This window comes from Natronococcus amylolyticus DSM 10524, assembly GCF_000337675.1.
Lineage (GTDB): Archaea > Halobacteriota > Halobacteria > Halobacteriales > Natrialbaceae > Natronococcus > Natronococcus amylolyticus.
On record NZ_AOIB01000021.1, the window covers coordinates 46,748 to 66,561 of the forward strand.

Sequence of the window (19,814 nt, forward strand, 5' to 3'; positions counted from 1 at the left end):
GTTGATTTTCACTACAGTAGATGCTGATAAATTTGGAAGTGCGGTTATTGTGTTTCCTCCTGTATTCGTGAGTGAGAACAATGACATCCATTGCGGACCTCGAGATTCCGGGCGACGGAACCGGACTGGCCGAGCTGTTCGACGCCGTCCCATCGCTCACCTGCGAGATGGAGCAGGTCATCGCTTCGAGCGGCCACGGACTGTGGCTGTCCGGTCCCTCGAAGGAGGAGATCGAAGCCGCGATGACCGGCGCCGGCGCGATCGAGAACTACTCGCTGATCAGCAGCGACGACGACCGCTGGCTGTACGACATCGAGTTCGACCCCGAGACGGTCGACCCCCTCGAGCTCGTCCTCGAGGAGGACGGCACCGTCCTCAGCGCGTCGGCCTCGGGCGGCTCCTGGCTTCTGAGCGTCCGCGTCCTCGAACGCGAGGACGTGAGCTCGCTGTACGATCGCCTCGTCGACAACGACGTGACGCCGACGATCGTCCGCCTGTTCGACGTCGCCGACGAGAGCCACTCCCAGTGTGGTCTCACCCAGCGCCAGTACGAGACACTGGTCGCGGCGATCGACCACGGCTACTTCGAGATCCCCCGCGAGGTCTCGATGCAGGAGCTCTCCGAGGAGCTCGGCATCTCCCACCAGGCGCTCTCCGAGCGCCTGCGCCGGGCCTACCGGGCACTGGTCACCTCCGAACTCAACGTCGCCGAGGAGGAGGCGACCGCCCCGCCGGTCCCGTCCGACTGACGACAGCACCGTCCCCGGCCCGCTCTCGAGTTCTACTCCTCGCGTTTTGTCTAACGGCCGCGCAACTGACCACGCCGCGTACCGAACCGACCACACCGCGTACTGTTATTAGCCGTCCGCGACGTGTTGGCGTATGCACGTCGATACCGACGACGGCGTCCTCGAGATCAGGTTCGATCGACCCGGCGTCCTCAACGCGATGAGTCAGGCGGTCGCCACGGAACTGGCCGAAACGATCGAGCGGGCCGATCCCGACGATTACCACGCGATCGTTATCACCGGCGAGGGCGACGCCTTCAGCGCCGGCGGGGATATCGAGGCGATGGCCGAACCGCCCAGCCCACCTCGTGAGTCCTACGAGGAGGTCACCGAGACGTTCGGTCGGGTCGTCGAGGCGATGCTCGAGTCGCCGGTGCCGATCGTCGCGAAGGTAAACGGCGACGCCATCGGGGCCGGGCTGGCCGTCGTCGCCCTCTCGGATATCGCCTACGCCAGCGAGGACGCTACCTTCTCCTGTGCGTTCGTCAGGGTCGGGCTCATCCCCGACACCGGCGGGACGTTCATACTTCCCCACATCGTCGGCCTGCGAGCCGCCAAGAAGCTCGCGTTCACCGGGGAGTTCTTCGACGCCGACAGAGCGGCCGACCTCGAGCTGGTCAACGAGGCCGTTCCCGCGGACGAGCTCGACGAGCGGGTTCGGGAGACGGTGGACCGACTCGGGCGCCGACCGACCGACGTGATCGGGATGACCAAGCAGGCCCTCCACGAGAACATGGCCCGCCACTGGCGGGAGGCCGCCGACTACGAGAACACCCTCCAGGTTCAGGCCCGGGGGTCGGACTCCCACGAGGAGGGGGTCGCGGCCTTCCTCGAGGGGCGTGAACCGGAGTTCAACGAATGACATCCTCCCCGCCGTGAACGGCGGGGTTTCCTCGCGCTGGGGGGTATCGACTACCGGCCCACGGAGGCAACTTGCGGGTTCGTATGCTCCTCGTTGGGACGGGGGGAGCGTGATGACTCCAACCATTCGTGGTTGTCCCACTTGAGGCATACAGGCCGTGCCATCGACCGTGTTACCGCTGTCTGCCGTCTCAAGAACGTCTCTGACGCCACGAGGTCGGCGTGCCCCTCGAAGCCACACGGACACGTCAGAGTGTCTCTGTGACGTGTCGTGTCCTCTGTCGAACCGCAGTTCGGACACTCCTGACTCGTCCACGCCTCAGACCGTACTTCTACCGAGATACCGTATTCCTCAGCGGTACACGCCAGTCGATTCACGAACGCTCTAAACGCCCAGAAATTGTGCGTCTTGGCGTTCGTCTCTACCGACCAGTGCGTCTCAAGCACGTCCGTCAGCGCCCCGACGTACACTGTCGAAACACCCTCGTCGTACAGACGTTCGATGAGGTCACGCGCGAGTGCGTCTTGAGCGTGGTCACGTCGCTTGGTGCGCCGGTCGTACAGGCGTCGGATTCGGTGACTGCTGTATCGACCGTCTTCCAAGAGTGATTGGAGGCGGGCAATTTCTCGCGTGGTTTCGCGGAATCGTTTGAACAGGTCTCGTCCTTCGTACAGGTATTGCTGGCCGGTTGTGGTTGTGCAGGCGACGAGGGTGTTTGCACCGATGTCCAGAGCGGCTTCTTCCGAAGCCAGTGGTTGTGCCAGTCGAGAATCATCGACGGTGACTGGCTGAAAGGCCCTGAATGCCTGTGCTTGCTCGTCGTAGAACAACTCCAACCGGCCCTGCTTCTCGTACTCCTTCCAATTGGGGTCGCCTCAAACTTCAAGGCGGAGACGTTCGCGGTGTCCCAACCCGTATTCGTCTTTCAGGTCTTGACCGACGAGAATTTCGAGGCGGGAGTATTCACCCCATTCGACAGAGTACGATGTGTTTCGGATATACGTGCGGAGTTCTCGCCCCTCATCTGCGTTACCCCAGAATCCGGGCTTACCGTTGGCTTCACCCGTCTTCTTGAGGCTGAAGAACGATTTCCACGCTTCGCGGTTCTTGCGTTCGATTTGCTGAACCGTGGACGCGCCGAGAACCCCGCCATAGCGACCGCGATACTCGCTGATTTCCCACACGTCGGCGTCTGGGTCTTCATAGTTCTCGCGGCGCTCGTAGTTGAGTTCGTTCCAGAGAGCGGCAGAAGCGTCCAACAGGCGTCGAAGAAACTCCTCGTCCTCGTCGGACTGCGGAATCACCTCGAACGTGTTGGCTCGCTTCATCGGCTACTGTTTGTATCGGAACACACATAAAAATGTGGTTTATGTGTTACTGTATGGTCGAAGTTCGCATCGAGTTCGATGACGATGAACAGTACGAGCGGTTGAAAGAACTGAAGACGCACCGTGGATTAACGTGGAAGGGATTGCTCCTTGAGGGCGAAAAGAAAGTCCGAGAGGATACCCCGGAGTAATCGTCGAGCGTGGATTGTGAAGTGGAGTGTCGGATTCACGCCCGACCTAAAGGGCGGGACTCTCTCCTTGAGTCAGGTAGTTGACCGACGCCCGATTTCGCCCGCGAGAACACTCGAGTCGCAAGCCACCGCAAGCAACACCATTGTACGGTTCTTCGTCGTGTTTCAAATCGCAATGTCCCCAGAGTTTACCGACGACGACATCGGAAAGACCGTAATCAACGCCGACGGCGAGGAGGTCGGTCTCGTCGCCGACGTCGAACACGGCACCGCACACGTCGAACCGGACCCCGGAATCACGGACACGATCAAGGCGAAACTTGGCTGGGGCGACACCGACGAGAACGCCTACCCCCTCCAGGAGCCCGCGGTCGCCGAGGTAACCGACGACGAGATTCACCTCGAGCGCGACCTCGAATCCAGCTCCGGAGCCGACACCGGCGCGGCCAGTGCCGGGACGACGGCGGGTGCCGAATCGACGACTGGCGCTACCGACACGGCGGATCGAGGCGACGACGACCTCATCGGCGACGACGACGACGAGTTCGTCGATGACGATGACGATCTGATTGGCGATGACGACGACGACCTCATCGGTGACGACGACGATGACGACCTCGTTGGCGATGATGACGACGACCTCGTTGGCGATGATGACGACGACCTCATCGGCGATGATGACGATGACGACCTCATCGGTGACGACGACGATGACGATCTGATTGGCGACGACGATGATGATGATCTCATCGGCGACGACGACGATGACGATCTGATTGGCGACGACGATGATGATGATCTCATCGGCGACGACGACGATGACGGCCTAATCGGCGATGATGACGACGACGACCTCATCGGTGACGACGATGATGACGATCTGATTGGTGACGACGACGATGACGACCTCATCGGCGATGATGACGACGACGACCTCATCGGCGATGATGACGACGACGACCTCATCGGCGACGACGATGATGGCGCCCGCGACACGCGATAGCGCCGCTGGCCGACTCTTCGCTCGAGCGAAGACTCGACTTTCCCGATCTCTCGCCGTTCGGAGTATCGATCAGTAGTAGAGGGGACGTTTCGAACTCGAGAACCGCGTTCCGGGGACGGATAGCCGTCTCACGCCTCGAGGCGGTGTCGAACCGTCAACACCGGGACGTCAGAGAGCCGAACGACTTTCTCCGTAACACTCCCGACCAGGTATCGGTCCAGCCCCGTTCGACCGTGCGTCCCCATCACGATCAGATCGATGTCGTGGTTCTTCGCGTAGGAAAGAATGCCGTCGTGGGGGCGGCCGTGGACGACCGCGCCGACGGTCCGTTCGTGGCCCCGCTCGCGGAGTCGCTCGACGAGGGTATCGACGGTTGCCGACCCGGTTCGCTCGGCCTGCTCGAGCGCGGGTCCCGTCTCGACGTCCGCGGAGACCCTCGTCGTGCCGACGACGGTGAGGACGTGGAGTTCCGCGTCGTACCGTTCGGCGATGTCGAGTGCGGCCTCGAGCGCCCGCTCCGGGGGTTCGCCGACGTCGGTCGGGAACAACACGCGCTCGTACACAGACTCGGGTTCGATTCCCAGGACCAAAAGTCGTGTGTTAGTTGTCATCACTGTACGGTCTCGAAATCGGACGTCGGCTTCCGTCGCCGGGTGTCGATTCCCCGGAGTCCGATCAGGTGCCGTCGGGATCCCCGTGGGTGACGCCGTCGCGTTCGTCCGCGCTGCGGCGGCGCAACGCGGCCCGGGCGTTCGACGCCTGATAGCCGAAGAAGACGTTCTCTCCGTAGGCCTCGGCGACCTCCGTCGCGTGGATCAGGTTGTCGACGTCGACGTCGACGGCGTACAGCTCGATGCTAAACGGCGTCTCGAGCGCGCTCTCGAACCCCTTCGCGATCGTCTCGAGCCAGTAGGTCGTCCCGTAGGCGGTGTCGTACAGGGGGACGACGAACTCGTCGACGTACTCCTCGAGGGCCTCGAGGTCGATCCCGGCCCGCTCGTAGAGGTGGCCTGGGTAGGGATCCGGATACAGCGTCATGTAGACCCGACCGGGGACGTGCTCGACCGCCTCCGCGACGAACTCGGTAATGACGCTGGCGCGCCACTCGAGGCGATCGTCGTACTCGCTCTCCTGAAAGTTCTGTTCGCAGACGCCACAGCGACAGTACTCCTCCCGTGGGAAGCCGATGTCGTCTAACCGTACGTCCTCGTTGGCCGCGGCGCAGTCGTCGATGATCTCGAGCAGCCCCTCGCGGTAGTCCTCGCGGGAGGGACAGACGTACGCCCAGTCGAAGTACTTCCGGTCGCGTGTGGCCGGCCGACCGAGGTCGTCGACGGGGACGAGCGAGGGATCCGCGTCGGCCGCGGCGTTGTCGCCGAAACAGGAGACCATGTTCACCGCGTCTTCGATCGGTTCGGCGGACCTCCCGGTGACGTCTTTGACCTCGTAGAAGCCGCGGTCGAACTCCGGCCACCGTACCTCCTCCTTGTTTCGGGTGACGACGCCGTGCATACGAACGGTGTACGGCTACGGGGCCGTAAGCCGTTCGGATCGACTACCGCTCCGGTTCGTACTCGTACTCGACGTCCGAGGAGCCGCCGAGGGCGACCTTCCAGACGAGCGCGGCGACGAACGTGGCAATCAGGATGGTGCGTACGCGGGACATGTTCACCCCAAGGGTCGAACGGTGCTCACTTATCGATTTCGGGCGTTCGGCTCGTGATCCATCAACCGTCTCGGCCGGCCTGCTATCAGTCGGTACCGACGCGCCCGGGAGCGGTCCGTCGGGTGCGCCGGTAACCGGTTACAGCGGACCGTCTCAGTGTTCGATCAGGGACGCGATCCCCTCGCGGACGATCGTTCCGCAGTACGAACACCGGACGCCGTCGTCGACGACCTCGAACCGCGAGTCGACGGGCTCGTCGCCGGTCGAGATACAGCCGTCGTTCGGACAGGAGAGGACGCCCACGACGACCTCGGGGCGCTCGACCCGATGTTTCTCGACGACGTCGTACTCCCGGACGATGTTGATCGTCGCGTCGGGCGCGATCAGCGAGAGCACGTCGACCTCGTCCTGGCTCAGCTCCCGCCCCTCGACCTTGACGATGTCCTTGCGCGCGAGCCGATCGGAGGGGACGTTCATCCCGACCGAGATCTCCTCGCCCTGGCTGCCGTCGATCCCGAGGATCGCGAGGACGTTCAGCGCCTGTCCCCCGTTGATGTGGTCGATGACGGTTCCATTGTGAATCTTGCTGACTCGCAGTTCGTGCTCGCTGCGGTCGTCACCACTGTTACTCATCGCTCACACCTCCCTCGCTCAGCAGGAGATCGAGCAGCGCCATCCGGACCGGGACCCCGTTGTGGGCCTGCTCGAAGTAGGCCGCGTACTCCGTGTCGTCGACCTCGGGCGCGATCTCGTCGACCCGCGGCAGCGGGTGCATCACCGTCAGGTCGTCGCTCGCGGCCTCGAGCGTCTCCCTGTCGATCTGATACTCGCCTGCAACCTTTCGGTACTCCGATTCGTCGGGGAACCGCTCGCGCTGGATCCGGGTCACGTAGAGGACGTCCAGGTCGCCGAGCACCGCCTCGAGGCGCTGGTGTTCGCGGATTCCCGTCCGACCGCCCTGTTGCTGGTGGAGGTCGTAGACGACCTCCCGGGGAAGCTGCAGGCTCTCCGGACTGATGAAGTGCTGGCGGGTGTCGAAGTTTGACAGCGCGTAGGCAAGCGAGTGGACGGTTCGGCCATACTTTAGATCGCCCATGATTCCGATCGTGAGGTCGTCGAGGCCGGCGTTCTCCCGGATCGTGTACAGATCGAGTAGGGTCTGTGTCGGATGCTGTCCGGCCCCGTCGCCGGCGTTCAGCAACGGGACGTCGACGAACTCGCTGGCCATCGTCGCGGCGCCCTCCTTGGGGTGGCGCAGGACGAGCGCGTCTGTGTAGCCTTCGATCACTCGAACGGTGTCAGCGAGGGTTTCGCCCTTCGTGACGCTCGAGGACTCGACCGAACCCATGTCGACGACGTCCCCGCCCAGACGTTTCATCGCCGTCTCGAAGCTCAGCTTCGTTCGCGTGCTCGGCTCGAAAAAGAGCAGGCCGAGCAACGCCCCGGCGTGGCGATCTGCGACGGCCGACGGATCGGCGGCGATCTCGGCCGCTCGGTCGAGAACGGTCTCGACGTCCGCCCGCGAGAGGTGTTTGCTCGTGATCACGTGGTCGTGGCGCATCTCGTTGGATACGGGGCCTGCAACCCCCTTGAATCTCCCTGTTCGCCGAAGGTGGGTTCGTCAGCGGATAAAGAGTTATGCCGTGGCTGTGACAACGTCGCCGATCGTATGGTCGATCGGCTTCGGACCGGAATCGACGCGCTGGATCGCAGACTCGAGGGCGGCCTTCCGAGGGGAGCGCTCGTCGCCTACACCGCCGAGCCGGCCAGCCAGTCCGAACGCCTGCTGTACGAACTGACGGCTGCGTGCGAGACACGGTACCTCTCCACCGAACGGTCGATCCGGGCCGTCCGGTCGTCGCTCGAGGCCGCCCCCGCAACGGTCTCCGAGACGCAGGTCGAGCGGCTCTCGGCCGAACGACTCGAGGACGCGACCCGAACCGTCGCCGACCTGGACGAGGAGCGGCTCCTGATCGTCGACACGGCCGATCGCCTCGAGCGATCGAATCCGGACGACTACGTCGTCTTCCTGAACGAACTCAAGGAAACCCTGCTCGAGACCGACGGGGTCGCCGTCCTCCACTGCCTGCGCGGCGCGAAACCCCGAAACCGGACCAGAACCCTCCACGCCGCCGACGCGGTCTTCGAGCTTCGTACCGATCGCGCGGGGGGCCGCCTCGAGACCACCCTCGCGATACCGAAGTTTCGCTACGACGGCCAGCCCGTCGAGGCGATCACGCTCGAGCTGACCGACGGAGTCGCGATCGACACCAGCCGGGACATCGCCTGACCGACCGCCGACGCACCCGCTTGCTCACTCTCGACAGGACCGTCACCGATCCCGGCCGCGGCTCGCGGCCCTCTCCGGAAAATAACTCGATCGGTGGAGACTGGAACCAGTCGGTTCGGAAAACGGTCACGCGTGTACGGTTGTTCAACGAACGAACGTACCCGGAAACGTGGATTTATCACCCCTCTCGTACAGGCACGGTAACATGGACCGAAGGGTGGTGACCCGACGCGCCACGCTCGCGGCGATCGGGGGAACTGCAATCGGACTGACAGCCGGCTGTCTCGGCGGAGCCGACGACGAGGACGTCCTCGGGGATCCGGAGTACGTGGAGGGACGTTCGGACCCCGGTGGGGTATCGATGGAGGACCTACCCGACCTGAGCGGCGAGCTGACGGTGTACTCCGGTCGGAGCGAGCCCCGAATCGGCGAACTGATGGAGTATATCGAGTCGGAGTACGACGAGTTCTCGCTCGAGGTGCGCTACGACGATACCGCCGACCTCGTCGGCGCGATCGAGGCCGAGGCCGAGACGCCGGCGGACGTCTTCTACGGGAGCGAGAGCCAGTCGATGACCGACCTCAAGAACGACGGGTACACGGTCGAACTCTCCGACGACGTCCTCGATCGTGTCGACGACGGCTCCAAGGATCCCGACGGCCACTGGATCGGGTTCACGAGGCGGTACCGGGCGATCGCCCATAACACGGAGGCGTACGACGCCGACGACCTCCCGGACGATATCTTCGCCTACGCCGAGGACGACCGGTTCGCCGGCGACGTCATGTGGGCTCCCGATCAGGGGTCGACGCAGGCGTTCCTCACGGCGATGATCGGTATTCACGGCGAGGACGAGACCCGGGAGTGGATCGAGGCCCTGATGAACGAACAGGACGCCGAGATCTCCCCCGGTGGCGACAGCGGGCTGGCGCAGGCGGTCACCGACGGCGAGGTCAGCGTCGGGCTCACCAACCACTACACGCTCGCGGATAGCCCGGGTGAGACCTACGACATCACGTTCACGAGCGGCGACGCCGGGGCGATGTACAACGTCACCGGCGGGGCCGTCATGGCCGACAGCGACGACCAGTCGACGGCCGAGGCGTTCGTCGAACACCTCGTCTCGGCGGAGGCCCAGGAGTACTTCGCGACGACGACCTGGGAGTATCCGACGATCGACGGCGTCGAGCCGATCGAGGAGGTGCCGGGAACCGACGAGTTCGAACCCCCGGAGTTCGACCTCAACGAGCTGGCCGACCCCGAACCGGCCCAGGAGATCCTGCGGGACGTGGGCGTGCCGTTCTGAGCACCGTCGCCTCCCATGTCCTCGCTTTCCCCCTTCGAGACCGTCGACGACTACCCGGACGAAGAGCACCGGCGACGCGAGGACGGCCCCGACGAGGACGACGACGAGCGGACGCCGGTCGGACTCACGCTTCTGGCCGGCGCGGTCGCCGCGACGGTCGTGATCCCGGTAGTCTGGATCGGCGTCGTCGCCCTGAGCGTCGACCTCGATCGAGCCGCCTCCATCGTCCTCCGACGAGGGATGCTCGACGTGTTGCTCAACACGGTCGTCCTGATCGTCGCGGTGACGACGCTGTCGGTGCTGATCGCGGTGCCGCTTGCCTTCCTCACCGTCCTCACCGACCTGCCGTTCAAGCGGTTCTGGATCGTCGCGCTCTCCCTGCCACTCGTGGTCCCCAGCTTCGTCTCCGCGTTCTCGTTCGTCTCCGTCTGGGGGCCCCAGGGCCGGCTGCAGTCGGTTCTCGCACCCCTCGGCGTCGAATCCCTCCCTGAAATATACGGGATGCCGGGGACCGTGTTCGTCCTCACGCTGTACAACTACCCGTTCGTCTACCTCACGACGATTGCGGGGCTCCGGGCGCTGGACAAGACCTACGTCGACGCCGCCCGCAGCCTCGAGACCGGGATCCGTGGCGTGTTCGTCCGAATCGTTCTCCCGATGGTGAAACCGGCTATCGCGGCCGGTGCGTTGCTCACCGCCCTCGAGACCGCCGGCGACTTCGGCGTTCCGGCGATCCTCCGGCTCAGCGTGTTCACCCGACAGATCTACCTCGAGTACAACGCGCTTGCCCACGACTACGCGGCGATGCTCTCCCTACATCTCGTGGCCATTACGCTCGTGATCCTCCTCGTCGAGTCCCAGGTTCGCAGCCACGAGCGGATCCACGGCAGCGCTCGCGGGAACTCGGGGCCGTACACGATCCGGCTCGGCCGCTGGCGCTGGCCCGCGTTGATCGTCCCCGCCGCGATCGTCGCACTCGCGATCCTCGTTCCGGTCGGGTTTCTGTTCTCCTGGCTGGTTACCGGGCCCGACGCCTACGCCGGCAGCTTCGGGTTCGAGCCGGGGTACGCGATCAACTCCGTCTACGTCTCCGCGCTGGCCGCGGCCGTCGCCGCCTGCCTCGCGCTCCCGGTGGCGTACCTCGCCGCGCGACACCCCGCTCCGCTCTCGGGAACCCTCGAGCGGGCGACGTACGTCGGCTTCGCCGTCCCCGGCGTCGTCATCGGGCTCAGCCTCGTCTACTTCGCCACCCGCTATCTCCCCTCGGTTTACCAGACGGTGCCGCTCGTGGTCTTCGCCTACGTCGTGCTCTACCTGCCGCTGGCCGTCGGCTCGACCCGGGCGGCGATCCTCTACGTCAACCCGCAGTTCGTCGAGGCCGCCCGATCGCTCGGGAACACGCCGTTCCAGGCGTTCCGCCGGATCACGCTCCCGCTCGTGTTTCCGGGGGTGGTCGCCGGCGCGGCGCTGGTCTTCCTGCACGGGATGAAGGAGCTGCCCGCAACGCTGTTGCTTCGCCCGATCGGGTTCGACACGCTCGCGACGTTCATCTGGGCCGCGGAACGAAACGCCTACTACGGCTACGCCGCCGTGCCGGCGCTGGTGCTCGTCTTCATCTCCGGGCTCTCGATCCTCGGAGTGGTTTCCCGGGAGTACCCAGACACGCTGGCGGCCCTCCGCAAGTGGCGTCGCAATCGCGGCGACGCCGCGGACGTCGGAGAGGAGCCGTTCCCCGGTCCGGACGGGACGGGTGACCGGGCCGTGATGGACGGCGGGACGACCGTCGACGCCGCGAGAACGGGCTCGAGGGCGGGCAGTGCGGATAACGAGGGCTCTGGGGAGCGGGAGGTCGTCCTCGAGCTCGAGGACGTTCGCAAGCGCTACGACGGCCGCCCCGCGGTCGACGGGATCTCGCTGTCGGTGCGTCGCGGCGAGATCCTCACCCTCCTCGGGCCGTCGGGCTGCGGGAAGACGACGACGCTGCGGCTGATCGACGGGCTCGAGCGCCCCGGCGGCGGGACGATCCGAATCGACGGGGAGACGGTCGCGGACGGGGAGACCTACCGCCCCGCCGAGGAGCGCGACGTCGGCATCGTCTTCCAGGAGTTCGCGCTCTTTCCACACAAGACGATCGCGGAGAACGTCGCTTTCGGACTCGAGGACGCTGGCAACGAGGAGCGGGCCGACACGGTCGCGGAGCTGCTCGAGCTGGTCGGCCTCTCGGCGTACCGCGACAGCTACCCCAACGAGCTCTCGGGCGGGCAGAAACAGCGGGTCGCGCTGGCCCGGTCGCTCGCGCCCCGCCCCGAGGTGCTGTTGCTCGACGAGCCGCTCTCGAACCTCGACGCCGGGCTCCGGGCCCGAATGCGAAATAGCGTTCAGCGGATCTTAGAGGAGGTCGACGTCACCGCGGTCTGGGTCACGCACAACCAGGAGGAGGCCCTCTCGGTCGGCGACCGGACGGCCGTGATGAACGCCGGGCGGATCGAACAGCTCGCGTCGCCCCGGGCGCTGTACATGGAGCCGGCCTCGCGGATGGTCGCTGACTTCCTCGGTCGGGGCGACTACCTTCACGGGCGGCTCGAGAACGGGGTCGTCGAGACGCCTCTCGGCGCGTTCGACGCCGACCGCGTCTCCCTGCCCGAGAACGAACAAGCCCTCGAGGTTCTCGTCCGTCCCGACGACGTCGCGATAACGCCGTCGTCGACCGGCGACGGACGGGTCGTCGGCCGCCAGTTCAACGGAGAGACGGTTCGCTACCGGATTGAGGTCGAGGGCGGCGAGCGCGTCTCGAGTCGCCAGTCCCACGACGACTGGTACGACGTGGGGACGTCGGTCGACGTCTCGGTGACGGCGACTCACGCGCTGCCGGCGTTTCCCAGGGCGTAGCCACAGTATCGGACGACCCGATCGGAGAACTGGCGATCGTTTCAGTAGTTGGTAATATGGTCTCCTTATTCAGTTTGGTCTGTGAATCTGAACTGGGCGAATCGTTACGTAAATGCCGTCTCTTCCATCAACTAATAGAGGTTTTGAGGAAGTCGTGCTGAATACAGAGCGCGTGTCATGTATTTGCAAAAGCTGCTCTCTCAATCGGCAATGCCCAGTTCGCCGACAGCGACTACCGCTCGCCCGATGATTGCCTCCTATCCTGAGCAATAGAGAATACTCCAACCCGAGCGGAACCTCATACCCCTCGCGGAGCTACGGATCGGCCAGCCTTACTGACAGTTTGCGATGGCATCGAGGAGATGGAAACCGCTTGTGACAGCTAATATTAATAACTATGTTCATTTTGGTGATAGCCGATCAAGTATTACAGTACGTTGTATACTCTGCATCGAATTCTCGTGGCGGTGGTTGCTGGAATTGTGAACCCATATCCTTCGATGTATAGGGGTTTTCCAATACGGTCAATAACTCCTTGAACTTGGATAGATCCTCAGTTTCGAGATACTCATCCAGTGCCTCTTCAACCAGGTAGTTGCGGGGGATATACCGCGGATTGGATTCCTGCATCAACTCCTCATCTAGGCCGACAGCAGCCAATTTCTCCCGAAGCTGTTCGAATTCTGCAGTTGCAAACACTGGGTCATCAAACGTACCAGGCGTCTCTAATTCGAGGAACGTATTGGTATAATCTGCGTTCGATTTGCGAAGCCACCCCAGGAATTCATCGACGAGTTCTTCCTCGCCATCTGCGTTGATCCCCAGTTTCTTCCGCATCATCGTGTAGTATTGCGCATCAAATCGATCCTCGAATTCGTTTAGTTTGGCTTCGAGTTCATCGTACGTGAGCGCCGATTGCGTACACAGCGGTTGGAGTGCCTCTGCGAACCGTTCAAGATTCCACCGCAAGATGGGTCGCTGGTTTCCGAATGCATATCGCCCGTGCTTATCGATTGAACTGAAGACCGTCTCCTCATCATAGTAATTGATGAAGGCACAGGGTCCGTAATCAAACGTTTCTCCATCGATACTCATGTTGTCCGTATTCATGACGCCATGGATGAATCCGACACGCAGCCAGTCAACAACCATCTCGATCGACGACTGCATGACTCCATCGAAGAACTCTAGGTATGTGCGATCCTTTGCATTTAGCTGCGGGTAATGCCTGTCGATAACATAGTCAGTGAATCGCTGTAGTTCGTCGGATGCGTGGCCTGCAACATACTGGAAGGTCCCGTATCGAATGTGGCTGTTCATCACTCGGACAAGGATGGCCCCAGGTTCTGTCCGCCGTCGTTCGACTGCTTCGTCAGTTTCGACGACCGCCAGAGTTCTCGACGTTTTGATATTTAGATTCTGCATCGCATACGAGTACAGATACTCTCTGAGCATCGAGCTGACAGTTGCGTTGCCATCGCCTCTTCTGGAGTACGGCGTTCGACAGACCCTTTCAGTTGAATATCGTATCTATTACCATCGTGAACATGTTCGCCGAGTATCATCGCTCTCCCATCGCCCAGGACGGTAAAACTTCCATACTGGTGGCCTGCATATGCCTGGGCGATTGGTTTTTCCAGGAGATCCTGACCGGCTAGAATCTCAGCATCGAGCTCCGCCGTATCCAGTCCAAGATCAGCACACAGCCCGTCATTAAGAAACAGAATTTCAGGGTTAGAGATACTTTCGGGCGTTACCCTCGAATAAAGGTTTGAGTCTACATTTTTGTAAGTGGTATCAAATGAAAAGGGCATTTAGTTTCGTACGGTGTTATCTTGCTTGCTTTATTAACCTTATCTTTGAAAATGCTAAGAGCTGATCGATTAGAGAGGTTCAAATGGGCGTGTGCTGCATACACGCTCTCTATTCAGCAGACCTCTCTTGGCAGCTATCGGAGAACTCGATTGCTGCTCCGTTGCCTGCTCGACCTGTACGGAACGCGAGTTTCATACCCCACTCTGAATAACGAAATTATGCTTACTGGTATAGACGGCTCGAGTCGCCCGAACCGAACGAACAGCGATGCGTCTGGACGGGATTACGAAAACCGCAAGAACGGAACCGTTACTCCTCGGCGCCTTCGAGCTCCTCGACGATTTCGTCGGCGTCGACGTCGGCCTCCTCGAGGGCTTCCTCGATGTCGGCCTCGCCGCCGGCACCGCCGCCCATGCCGCCCATCATGCCGGGCATGCCCATGCCGCCCATGCCGTCGATGACCTCCTGGACGATGACGCGGTCGACGCCCAGCTTGTCGATGACGTCCTGGCCGATCTGCTGTTTGCCCATCATCCACTGCTGGTTCATCGTCATCTGGGGCGTGGCCTCGAGGTAGAGCGTCTCCTTCTCGACGACCTCGGTCTCGAACTCGGGCTCGCTGTCCTCGTCTTCGTCGTCCTCGTCGGACTCGACGGGGACCTCCTCCTCGACCTCGTCGGTTTCGATCCAGAGGTCGGGCTCCATTCCGAGGTACATCTCGAACAGGCCGGCGGCCTGCTGTTCGATGTCGTCGACCTCCTCGACGACCTCGTACTCGTACTCGACGTCCTCACCCGCGAGCGGGTGGTTGAAGTCGACGCGGGCGCGGCCGCCGACGATCGTGCTGATGTAGCCCTGCTTGCCGTCGATCTGGACGTTCGCGCCGGGGTAGCGGTCGTCCTCGTCGATCTTCTCGGCGCTGACGGTCTGGACGTCGTCCGGATCGTACTCGCCGAAGGCCTCCGCGGCCTCGATCGTGACGGTGCCGGAGTCGCCGACATCGCCGCCGATGATGGCGTCCTCGACCTCGTCGAAAATGTGGCCCTCGCCGAGGACGAGCGTCCGCGGCTCGAACTCCTCGGCCTGGTCGGCGACGCCCTCCTCCTCGGCGACCTCGGGGTCGGTCGTGTCGACCAGCTGGTCGTCCTCGGTGGTGTAGGCGGTGTAGGCGAGCGTTACGAAGTCGCCGGCCTGAAGCCCCTCGGCTTCGTTGGCGTCTTCGTTCTCGTCGACGTCATCGGCCTGCGCTTCGGCTTCGGCTTCCTCTTCCTCGGTCATACGTTGTACGTCCGCCCGTCCACATTTAAGTACGACGTTTTCTCCCGAGAGCAACTGTTACTTAGGACCCGTCCGCCTTTTCCGACGTATGTACGAGGTCGAGGTCAAAGTGCCCGCCGATCTCGAGGTCGTCCGCACTCGGCTGGACGAACTCGAGGCGACGCCGACGGGCGCCGTCGTCCAGGCGGACACCTACTACGACGCGCCCCATCGTTCGTTTCCCGAGACCGACGAGGCGCTGCGCATCCGCACGGAACGACTCGAGGACGGTCCCGACGAGAACCGCCTCACCTACAAGGGACCCCTCGTCGACGACGCCTCGAAGAGCCGCGAGGAGGTCGAGACCGCCGTCGGCGACGGGGAGAAGGTCGACGCCGTCCTGACGAAGCTCGGGTTCGAACCCGCCGCGACGGTCCGCAAAGAGCGCGAACGGTTCGCCCTCGAGGGGTACACGATCACCCTCGATTCGGTCGAGGACGTCGGCGAGTACGTCGAAGTCGAGACGGAGGTCGACGACGAGAGCGCCCTCGAGGACGCCCGCGAGGGCGTATTCGACGTCCTCGAGCGACTCGGGCTCGATCCCGACGATCAGCTTCGGACGTCGTATCTGGAGCTGTTGCTCGAGTCCGGATAGGTGACTCGCTGAACATCACGTTGGAGGATCACCCGTCGCGCCCGCCAGGATCGATCATCGGTGTACAGCATCCGACAGTATTACCCCTCGGCATTTTCTGGTCGGAATCTGTTTCCGCAAGTTATAGAACCACGCTCGGTTAACTCCCAGTAATGAGTCAGCGGAATATCCGGGTCGAACCGATCGACCGCCAGGCAGTAGAGGACCAGGAGGTCGAAATCGTCGAGCGAAAGGGGATCGGTCACCCCGACTCGATCTGTGACGGCGTTGCCGAGAGCGTCGCCGGGGCGCTCGCCCGCGAGTACATCGACCGCGTCGGCGAAGTGCTCCACTTCAACACCGACGAAACCCAGCTGGTCGCCGGCGAGGCCGCGCCCGCTTTCGGCGGTGGCGAGGTCGTCGATCCCATCTACCTGCTGATCGTCGGCCGCGCGACCAAACGCTACGAGGGGCAGGCGATCCCCGCCGAGACGATCGCGCTGCGGGCCGCCCGCGAGTATCTCGAGGAGACGATCCCGCAGCTCACCTACGGCGAGGACATCGTCGTCGACGTCAAGCTCGGCGAGGGCAGCGGCGACCTCCAGGAGGTCTTCGGCGAGGACGAGGTCAGCGTTCCGATGGCCAACGACACCAGCTTCGGCGTCGGCCACGCACCGCTCACGGAAACCGAACAAATCGTCCTCGAGGCCGAGCGCCGGCTCAACGGCGAGTACGCGAGCACCCACCCCGAACTCGGTCCCGACGTGAAGATCATGGGCAAACGCGAGGGCGACCGGATCGACGTCACCGTCGCCGCAGCGATGGTCGACGAGTACATTGCTGACATCGACGAGTACGCCGACGCGGTCGAGTCAGTTCGCGAGTTCGTTGGCGAGGTCGCGGACGACCACACCGACCGCGAGGTCGACGTCCACGTCAACACCGCCGACGACTACGAGGAGGGGTCGATCTATCTGACCGTCACCGGCACCTCCGCCGAACAGGGCGACGACGGCTCCGTCGGTCGAGGTAACCGCGCGAACGGCCTCATCACCCCCAACCGGTCGATGTCGATGGAGGCGACCAGCGGGAAGAACCCCGTCAACCACATCGGGAAGATCTACAACCTGCTCTCAACGTCGATCGCCGAGTCGGTCGTCGACGACGTCGACGGGATCCGCGACCTGCGCGTTCGGCTGCTCTCCCAGATCGGTCGCCCGATCGACGAACCCCACGTCGCCGACGTCCACGTCGTCACCAACGAGGGCGTCGCCCTCGAGGACGTCGAGGAAGACGTCGAGACGATCGTCGACGCCGAACTTGGCGACGTCACCGAGATCACCCGCCAGGTCATCGACGGCGAGCTGACCACGTTCTAGCGCTGTTTCGCGTTCGGCCGTCGTTTTCGGCCACCCGGTACCGGCACGATCTCCGTCGTTCGGAATAATCAAGATCGGGTCCGGCCTATCGAGTTACGAATCGAAACACTGGCATGTCCGAAGCGTCCCCGGACTCGAGCGAACCGCTCGACGTCTCCCCTCGTTCGGTCGTCCTCGCCGTCGTCGTGAGCACCTTCTTCGTCGGCTTCGGCGGCGGCGTCATCTTCCCGATCCTGCCGAATCTCGGGGAAGTGCTGGGAATCTCCGCGTTTATGGTCGGAGCGATCCTCGCGGCCAACCGCTGGACCAGGCTGGTCGCGAACGCGCCCGCGGGCGTGCTCGTCGACCGGATCGGCACCCGGAAACCGTTCATCGCGGGGCTGGCGATCGAGGGCGTCGCGACCTTTGGCTACGTCGTCGCCCTGTTCGCCGCCCATCCGTCACTGTGGTTCCTGCCGGACGTCCCCGAAGCCTGGTTCATGGTCGCTCGAGTCATGTGGGGCGTCGGCAGCGCGCTCGTGTTCGCGACGGCGTACACGATCACGGCCGACGTCAGTGACTCTGGTTCGCGAGGAACGAGCATGGGCATCGTCCGCGCGGGGATCACGTTCGGCTTCCCCGCGGGACTCGTGCTCGGCGGAGTCGTCAGCGAGAGCTACGGCAACGCCGAGGCGTTCGTCCTCGCGGCCGCCTTCGCCGGGCTGGCGAGCGTTATTGCCTACTTCGTCGTCCCCGAGACTCACGTCGAGGAGCGCGACTCCTCGGTCAAACCGTGGGACCTCGAGCTAACCGTCCCCGCGCTCACCGTCGGGCTGGTCAACTTCGGGCTCTACTTCGCGTACGTCGGCGTCCTGTTCTCGACGCTGGTGATCTACCTGCAGGTCGAGGCGCTGACGATCTCGACGACGGCGTTCGGCTACGATCTCGAGTACGGCGCCCAGGGGACGTCGGGGATGCTGATGGCGGTCTCCGTGCTGGCCGGAGCGGTGTTTACGATCGTCGGGGGCGCGCTGAGCGACTCCGTCGGCGCACGGGTTCCGATTCTCGTCGTCTTCCTGGTTACGGCCTGTGTCGGCTTTGCAGTCCTGACGGTGGCGCCCTCGCTACCCGCCGTCGTGCTCGCCTGTGCGCTGATCGGGGCGGGGCAAGGCGGCGTCGGCGGTCCGCTGACCGCCTTGCTAGCGGATCTCACAGAAGAGGATCGGATGGGACGGGCGATGGGGACGAACAACGTCCTCGGCGACGTCGGCGGCGGACTCGGTCCGATGATCGCGGTGCCGTTCGCCGAGACGATCGGGTTCGAGGTGATGTACGCGGTGAGCACCGTCGTTCCTCTGCTGGCCGGGGTCGTCCTCGTCGCCGGCGTCTACAGCCACACCGGGAGCCTGAGCCCGACCGTCGAGGAGTCGGCGGCCTGATCCCCCGCGGTATCGCCGCGACAGCAACGATTTTCACGCGAGCGATACTGCCCCTACCATGGACCTTCACGACGCACTCAGCGGGATTGCCTGTCCGACCATCACGCCGTTCGACGACGGCGAGGTCGACGAGGCCGCGCTCGTCGACCTGCTCGCACACCTCCGGGAGGGCGGGGTCGATAGCGTCTTCGCCTGCGGCACGTCCGGGGAGTTTCCGAGTCTCGGCCCCGAGGAACGCCGCCGCGTGATCGAGCTAACCGTCGACCACGCCGACGGCCCGGTGATCGCCTGCTCGGGCGCGACGAGCGTCGGCGAGGCCGTCGACCACGTCGACAACGCCGCCGACGCCGGCGCGGACGCGGCCGCGCTGGTCCCGCCGTACTTCACCCCGGCGAACGCCCCTCAGGGGAACGAGCGGTTCTTCGAGCGGGTGGCCGAGGAGACGACCCTGCCGATCGTGCTGTACAACATCCCCCAGTACACGGGCCAGCGGATCGAGCCCGAGACGGTCTCGGCTCTCGCCGAACGGGACGAGTTCGTCGGAATCAAGGACTCGAGCGGCGATCTCACCTACTTCCAGTCGCTCGTCCGGGAGACCCCCGAGGCGTTCCGCTGTCTGATGGGCTACGACTCCCTGCTCGTGCCGTCGATCCGGCTGGGCGGCGACGGCGGAATCAACGCGCTGTCGAACGTCGTTCCGCGGACGTTCCGCGAGGCGGTCGACGCGGCCGAAACCGAGCGCGGACAGGAACTGCAGTCGGAAGCGATCGCCCCGCTGTTCGAGACCTGCGCGAGCCACGGCTTCGCCCAGGCGACGAAGACGGGGCTCGTCCACCGCGACGTGATCCCCTCCGACGAGGTCCGTCCGCCACTGGTCTCGACCGACGACGCCGCGGCCGACGAGATCCGGACGGTGCTCGAGGAGAGCCTCGCGGTCGCCGAGCGTTGACGCTCGCCCCTCGTAATCCCCTTATACTCCCACCCGGCT

The 19,814-nt window shown here is 63.8% G+C and carries 16 protein-coding genes and 2 pseudogenes; 11 read left to right on the forward strand and 7 right to left on the reverse strand.

Annotated elements, in window-relative coordinates; genetic code table 11:
• The first annotated feature begins 80 nt into the window (after positions 1-80).
• Both C491_RS09165 and C491_RS09170 read left to right on the forward strand, forming a co-directional pair.
• Positions 81-749: a helix-turn-helix domain-containing protein gene (locus tag C491_RS09165; protein ID WP_005555487.1), complete on the forward strand. Its 669-nt coding sequence runs from the start codon at positions 81-83 to the stop codon at positions 747-749.
• Between the two features lie 133 nt (positions 750-882).
• Entirely contained in the window at positions 883-1,650 is a 768-nt protein-coding gene (locus tag C491_RS09170; protein WP_005555488.1) for an enoyl-CoA hydratase/isomerase family protein, read from the forward strand.
• A 50-nt stretch (positions 1,651-1,700) separates the two neighbouring features.
• On the opposite strand, the pseudogene C491_RS09175 reads toward C491_RS09170, so the two are convergent.
• Positions 1,701-2,978: pseudogene (locus tag C491_RS09175) on the reverse strand (RNA-guided endonuclease InsQ/TnpB family protein).
• A gap of 53 nt (positions 2,979-3,031) precedes the next feature.
• Here C491_RS09175 and C491_RS23205 point away from each other — a divergent pair.
• A complete protein-coding gene (locus C491_RS23205) occupies positions 3,032-3,169 on the forward strand; it encodes a hypothetical protein (protein ID WP_008528727.1) in 138 nt (45 codons plus the stop codon).
• Between the two features lie 175 nt (positions 3,170-3,344).
• On the forward strand, positions 3,345-4,172 hold the full coding sequence (locus C491_RS09180; protein WP_005555490.1) for a hypothetical protein: 828 nt from the start codon (positions 3,345-3,347) through the stop codon (positions 4,170-4,172).
• A 128-nt stretch (positions 4,173-4,300) separates the two neighbouring features.
• Here the strand turns inward: C491_RS09180 and C491_RS09185 are convergent, their stop codons facing one another.
• From C491_RS09185 to pyrB, 4 genes are all read right to left on the reverse strand, one after another.
• A complete protein-coding gene (locus C491_RS09185) occupies positions 4,301-4,783 on the reverse strand; it encodes a universal stress protein (RefSeq protein WP_086009737.1) in 483 nt (160 codons plus the stop codon).
• Between the two features lie 64 nt (positions 4,784-4,847).
• Positions 4,848-5,684: a hypothetical protein gene (locus C491_RS09190; RefSeq protein ID WP_005555492.1), complete on the reverse strand. Its 837-nt coding sequence runs from the start codon at positions 5,682-5,684 to the stop codon at positions 4,848-4,850.
• 307 nt (positions 5,685-5,991) lie between these two features.
• Positions 5,992-6,471 carry an aspartate carbamoyltransferase regulatory subunit gene (pyrI, locus tag C491_RS09195; RefSeq protein ID WP_005555493.1) on the reverse strand — a complete coding sequence of 160 codons (480 nt, stop codon included), beginning with the start codon at positions 6,469-6,471 and terminating at the stop codon, positions 5,992-5,994.
• Positions 6,464-7,399, reverse strand: a complete 936-nt coding sequence (gene pyrB, locus C491_RS09200) for an aspartate carbamoyltransferase (RefSeq protein WP_005555495.1) — start codon at positions 7,397-7,399, stop codon at positions 6,464-6,466. The genes pyrI and pyrB overlap by 8 nt, the downstream gene beginning before the upstream one ends.
• A 108-nt stretch (positions 7,400-7,507) precedes the next feature.
• On the opposite strand from pyrB, the gene C491_RS09205 reads away from it, so the two are divergent.
• From C491_RS09205 to C491_RS09215, 3 genes are all read left to right on the forward strand, one after another.
• Positions 7,508-8,128 carry an RAD55 family ATPase gene (locus tag C491_RS09205; protein WP_005555496.1) on the forward strand — a complete coding sequence of 207 codons (621 nt, stop codon included), beginning with the start codon at positions 7,508-7,510 and terminating at the stop codon, positions 8,126-8,128.
• 205 nt (positions 8,129-8,333) lie between these two features.
• On the forward strand, positions 8,334-9,434 hold the full coding sequence (locus tag C491_RS09210; protein ID WP_005555498.1) for an extracellular solute-binding protein: 1,101 nt from the start codon (positions 8,334-8,336) through the stop codon (positions 9,432-9,434).
• Between the two features lie 15 nt (positions 9,435-9,449).
• Positions 9,450-12,323 (forward strand): ATP-binding cassette domain-containing protein, encoded by a 2,874-nt coding sequence (locus tag C491_RS09215; protein ID WP_005555500.1) that lies wholly within the window; start codon positions 9,450-9,452, stop codon positions 12,321-12,323.
• Positions 12,324-12,743: 420 nt separating this feature from the next.
• Here C491_RS09215 and C491_RS09220 read toward each other — a convergent pair.
• Positions 12,744-14,137 (reverse strand): annotated as a pseudogene (locus C491_RS09220) (protein adenylyltransferase SelO).
• A gap of 310 nt (positions 14,138-14,447) precedes the next feature.
• Positions 14,448-15,416: an FKBP-type peptidyl-prolyl cis-trans isomerase gene (locus C491_RS09225; RefSeq protein ID WP_005555506.1), complete on the reverse strand. Its 969-nt coding sequence runs from the start codon at positions 15,414-15,416 to the stop codon at positions 14,448-14,450.
• A gap of 88 nt (positions 15,417-15,504) precedes the next feature.
• Between C491_RS09225 and cyaB the strand changes: the two genes are divergently transcribed.
• The 4 genes from cyaB (at position 15,505) to C491_RS09245 (ending at position 19,775) form a co-directional block, all read left to right on the forward strand.
• Positions 15,505-16,050 carry a class IV adenylate cyclase gene (gene cyaB, locus C491_RS09230; RefSeq protein ID WP_005555507.1) on the forward strand — a complete coding sequence of 182 codons (546 nt, stop codon included), beginning with the start codon at positions 15,505-15,507 and terminating at the stop codon, positions 16,048-16,050.
• A gap of 152 nt (positions 16,051-16,202) precedes the next feature.
• Positions 16,203-17,408: a methionine adenosyltransferase gene (locus C491_RS09235; RefSeq protein WP_005555509.1), complete on the forward strand. Its 1,206-nt coding sequence runs from the start codon at positions 16,203-16,205 to the stop codon at positions 17,406-17,408.
• Positions 17,409-17,521: 113 nt separating this feature from the next.
• A complete protein-coding gene (locus C491_RS09240) occupies positions 17,522-18,826 on the forward strand; it encodes an MFS transporter (protein WP_005555511.1) in 1,305 nt (434 codons plus the stop codon).
• 58 nt (positions 18,827-18,884) lie between these two features.
• Positions 18,885-19,775 (forward strand): dihydrodipicolinate synthase family protein, encoded by an 891-nt coding sequence (locus C491_RS09245; RefSeq protein ID WP_005555513.1) that lies wholly within the window; start codon positions 18,885-18,887, stop codon positions 19,773-19,775.
• Positions 19,776-19,814 lie beyond the last annotated feature (39 nt).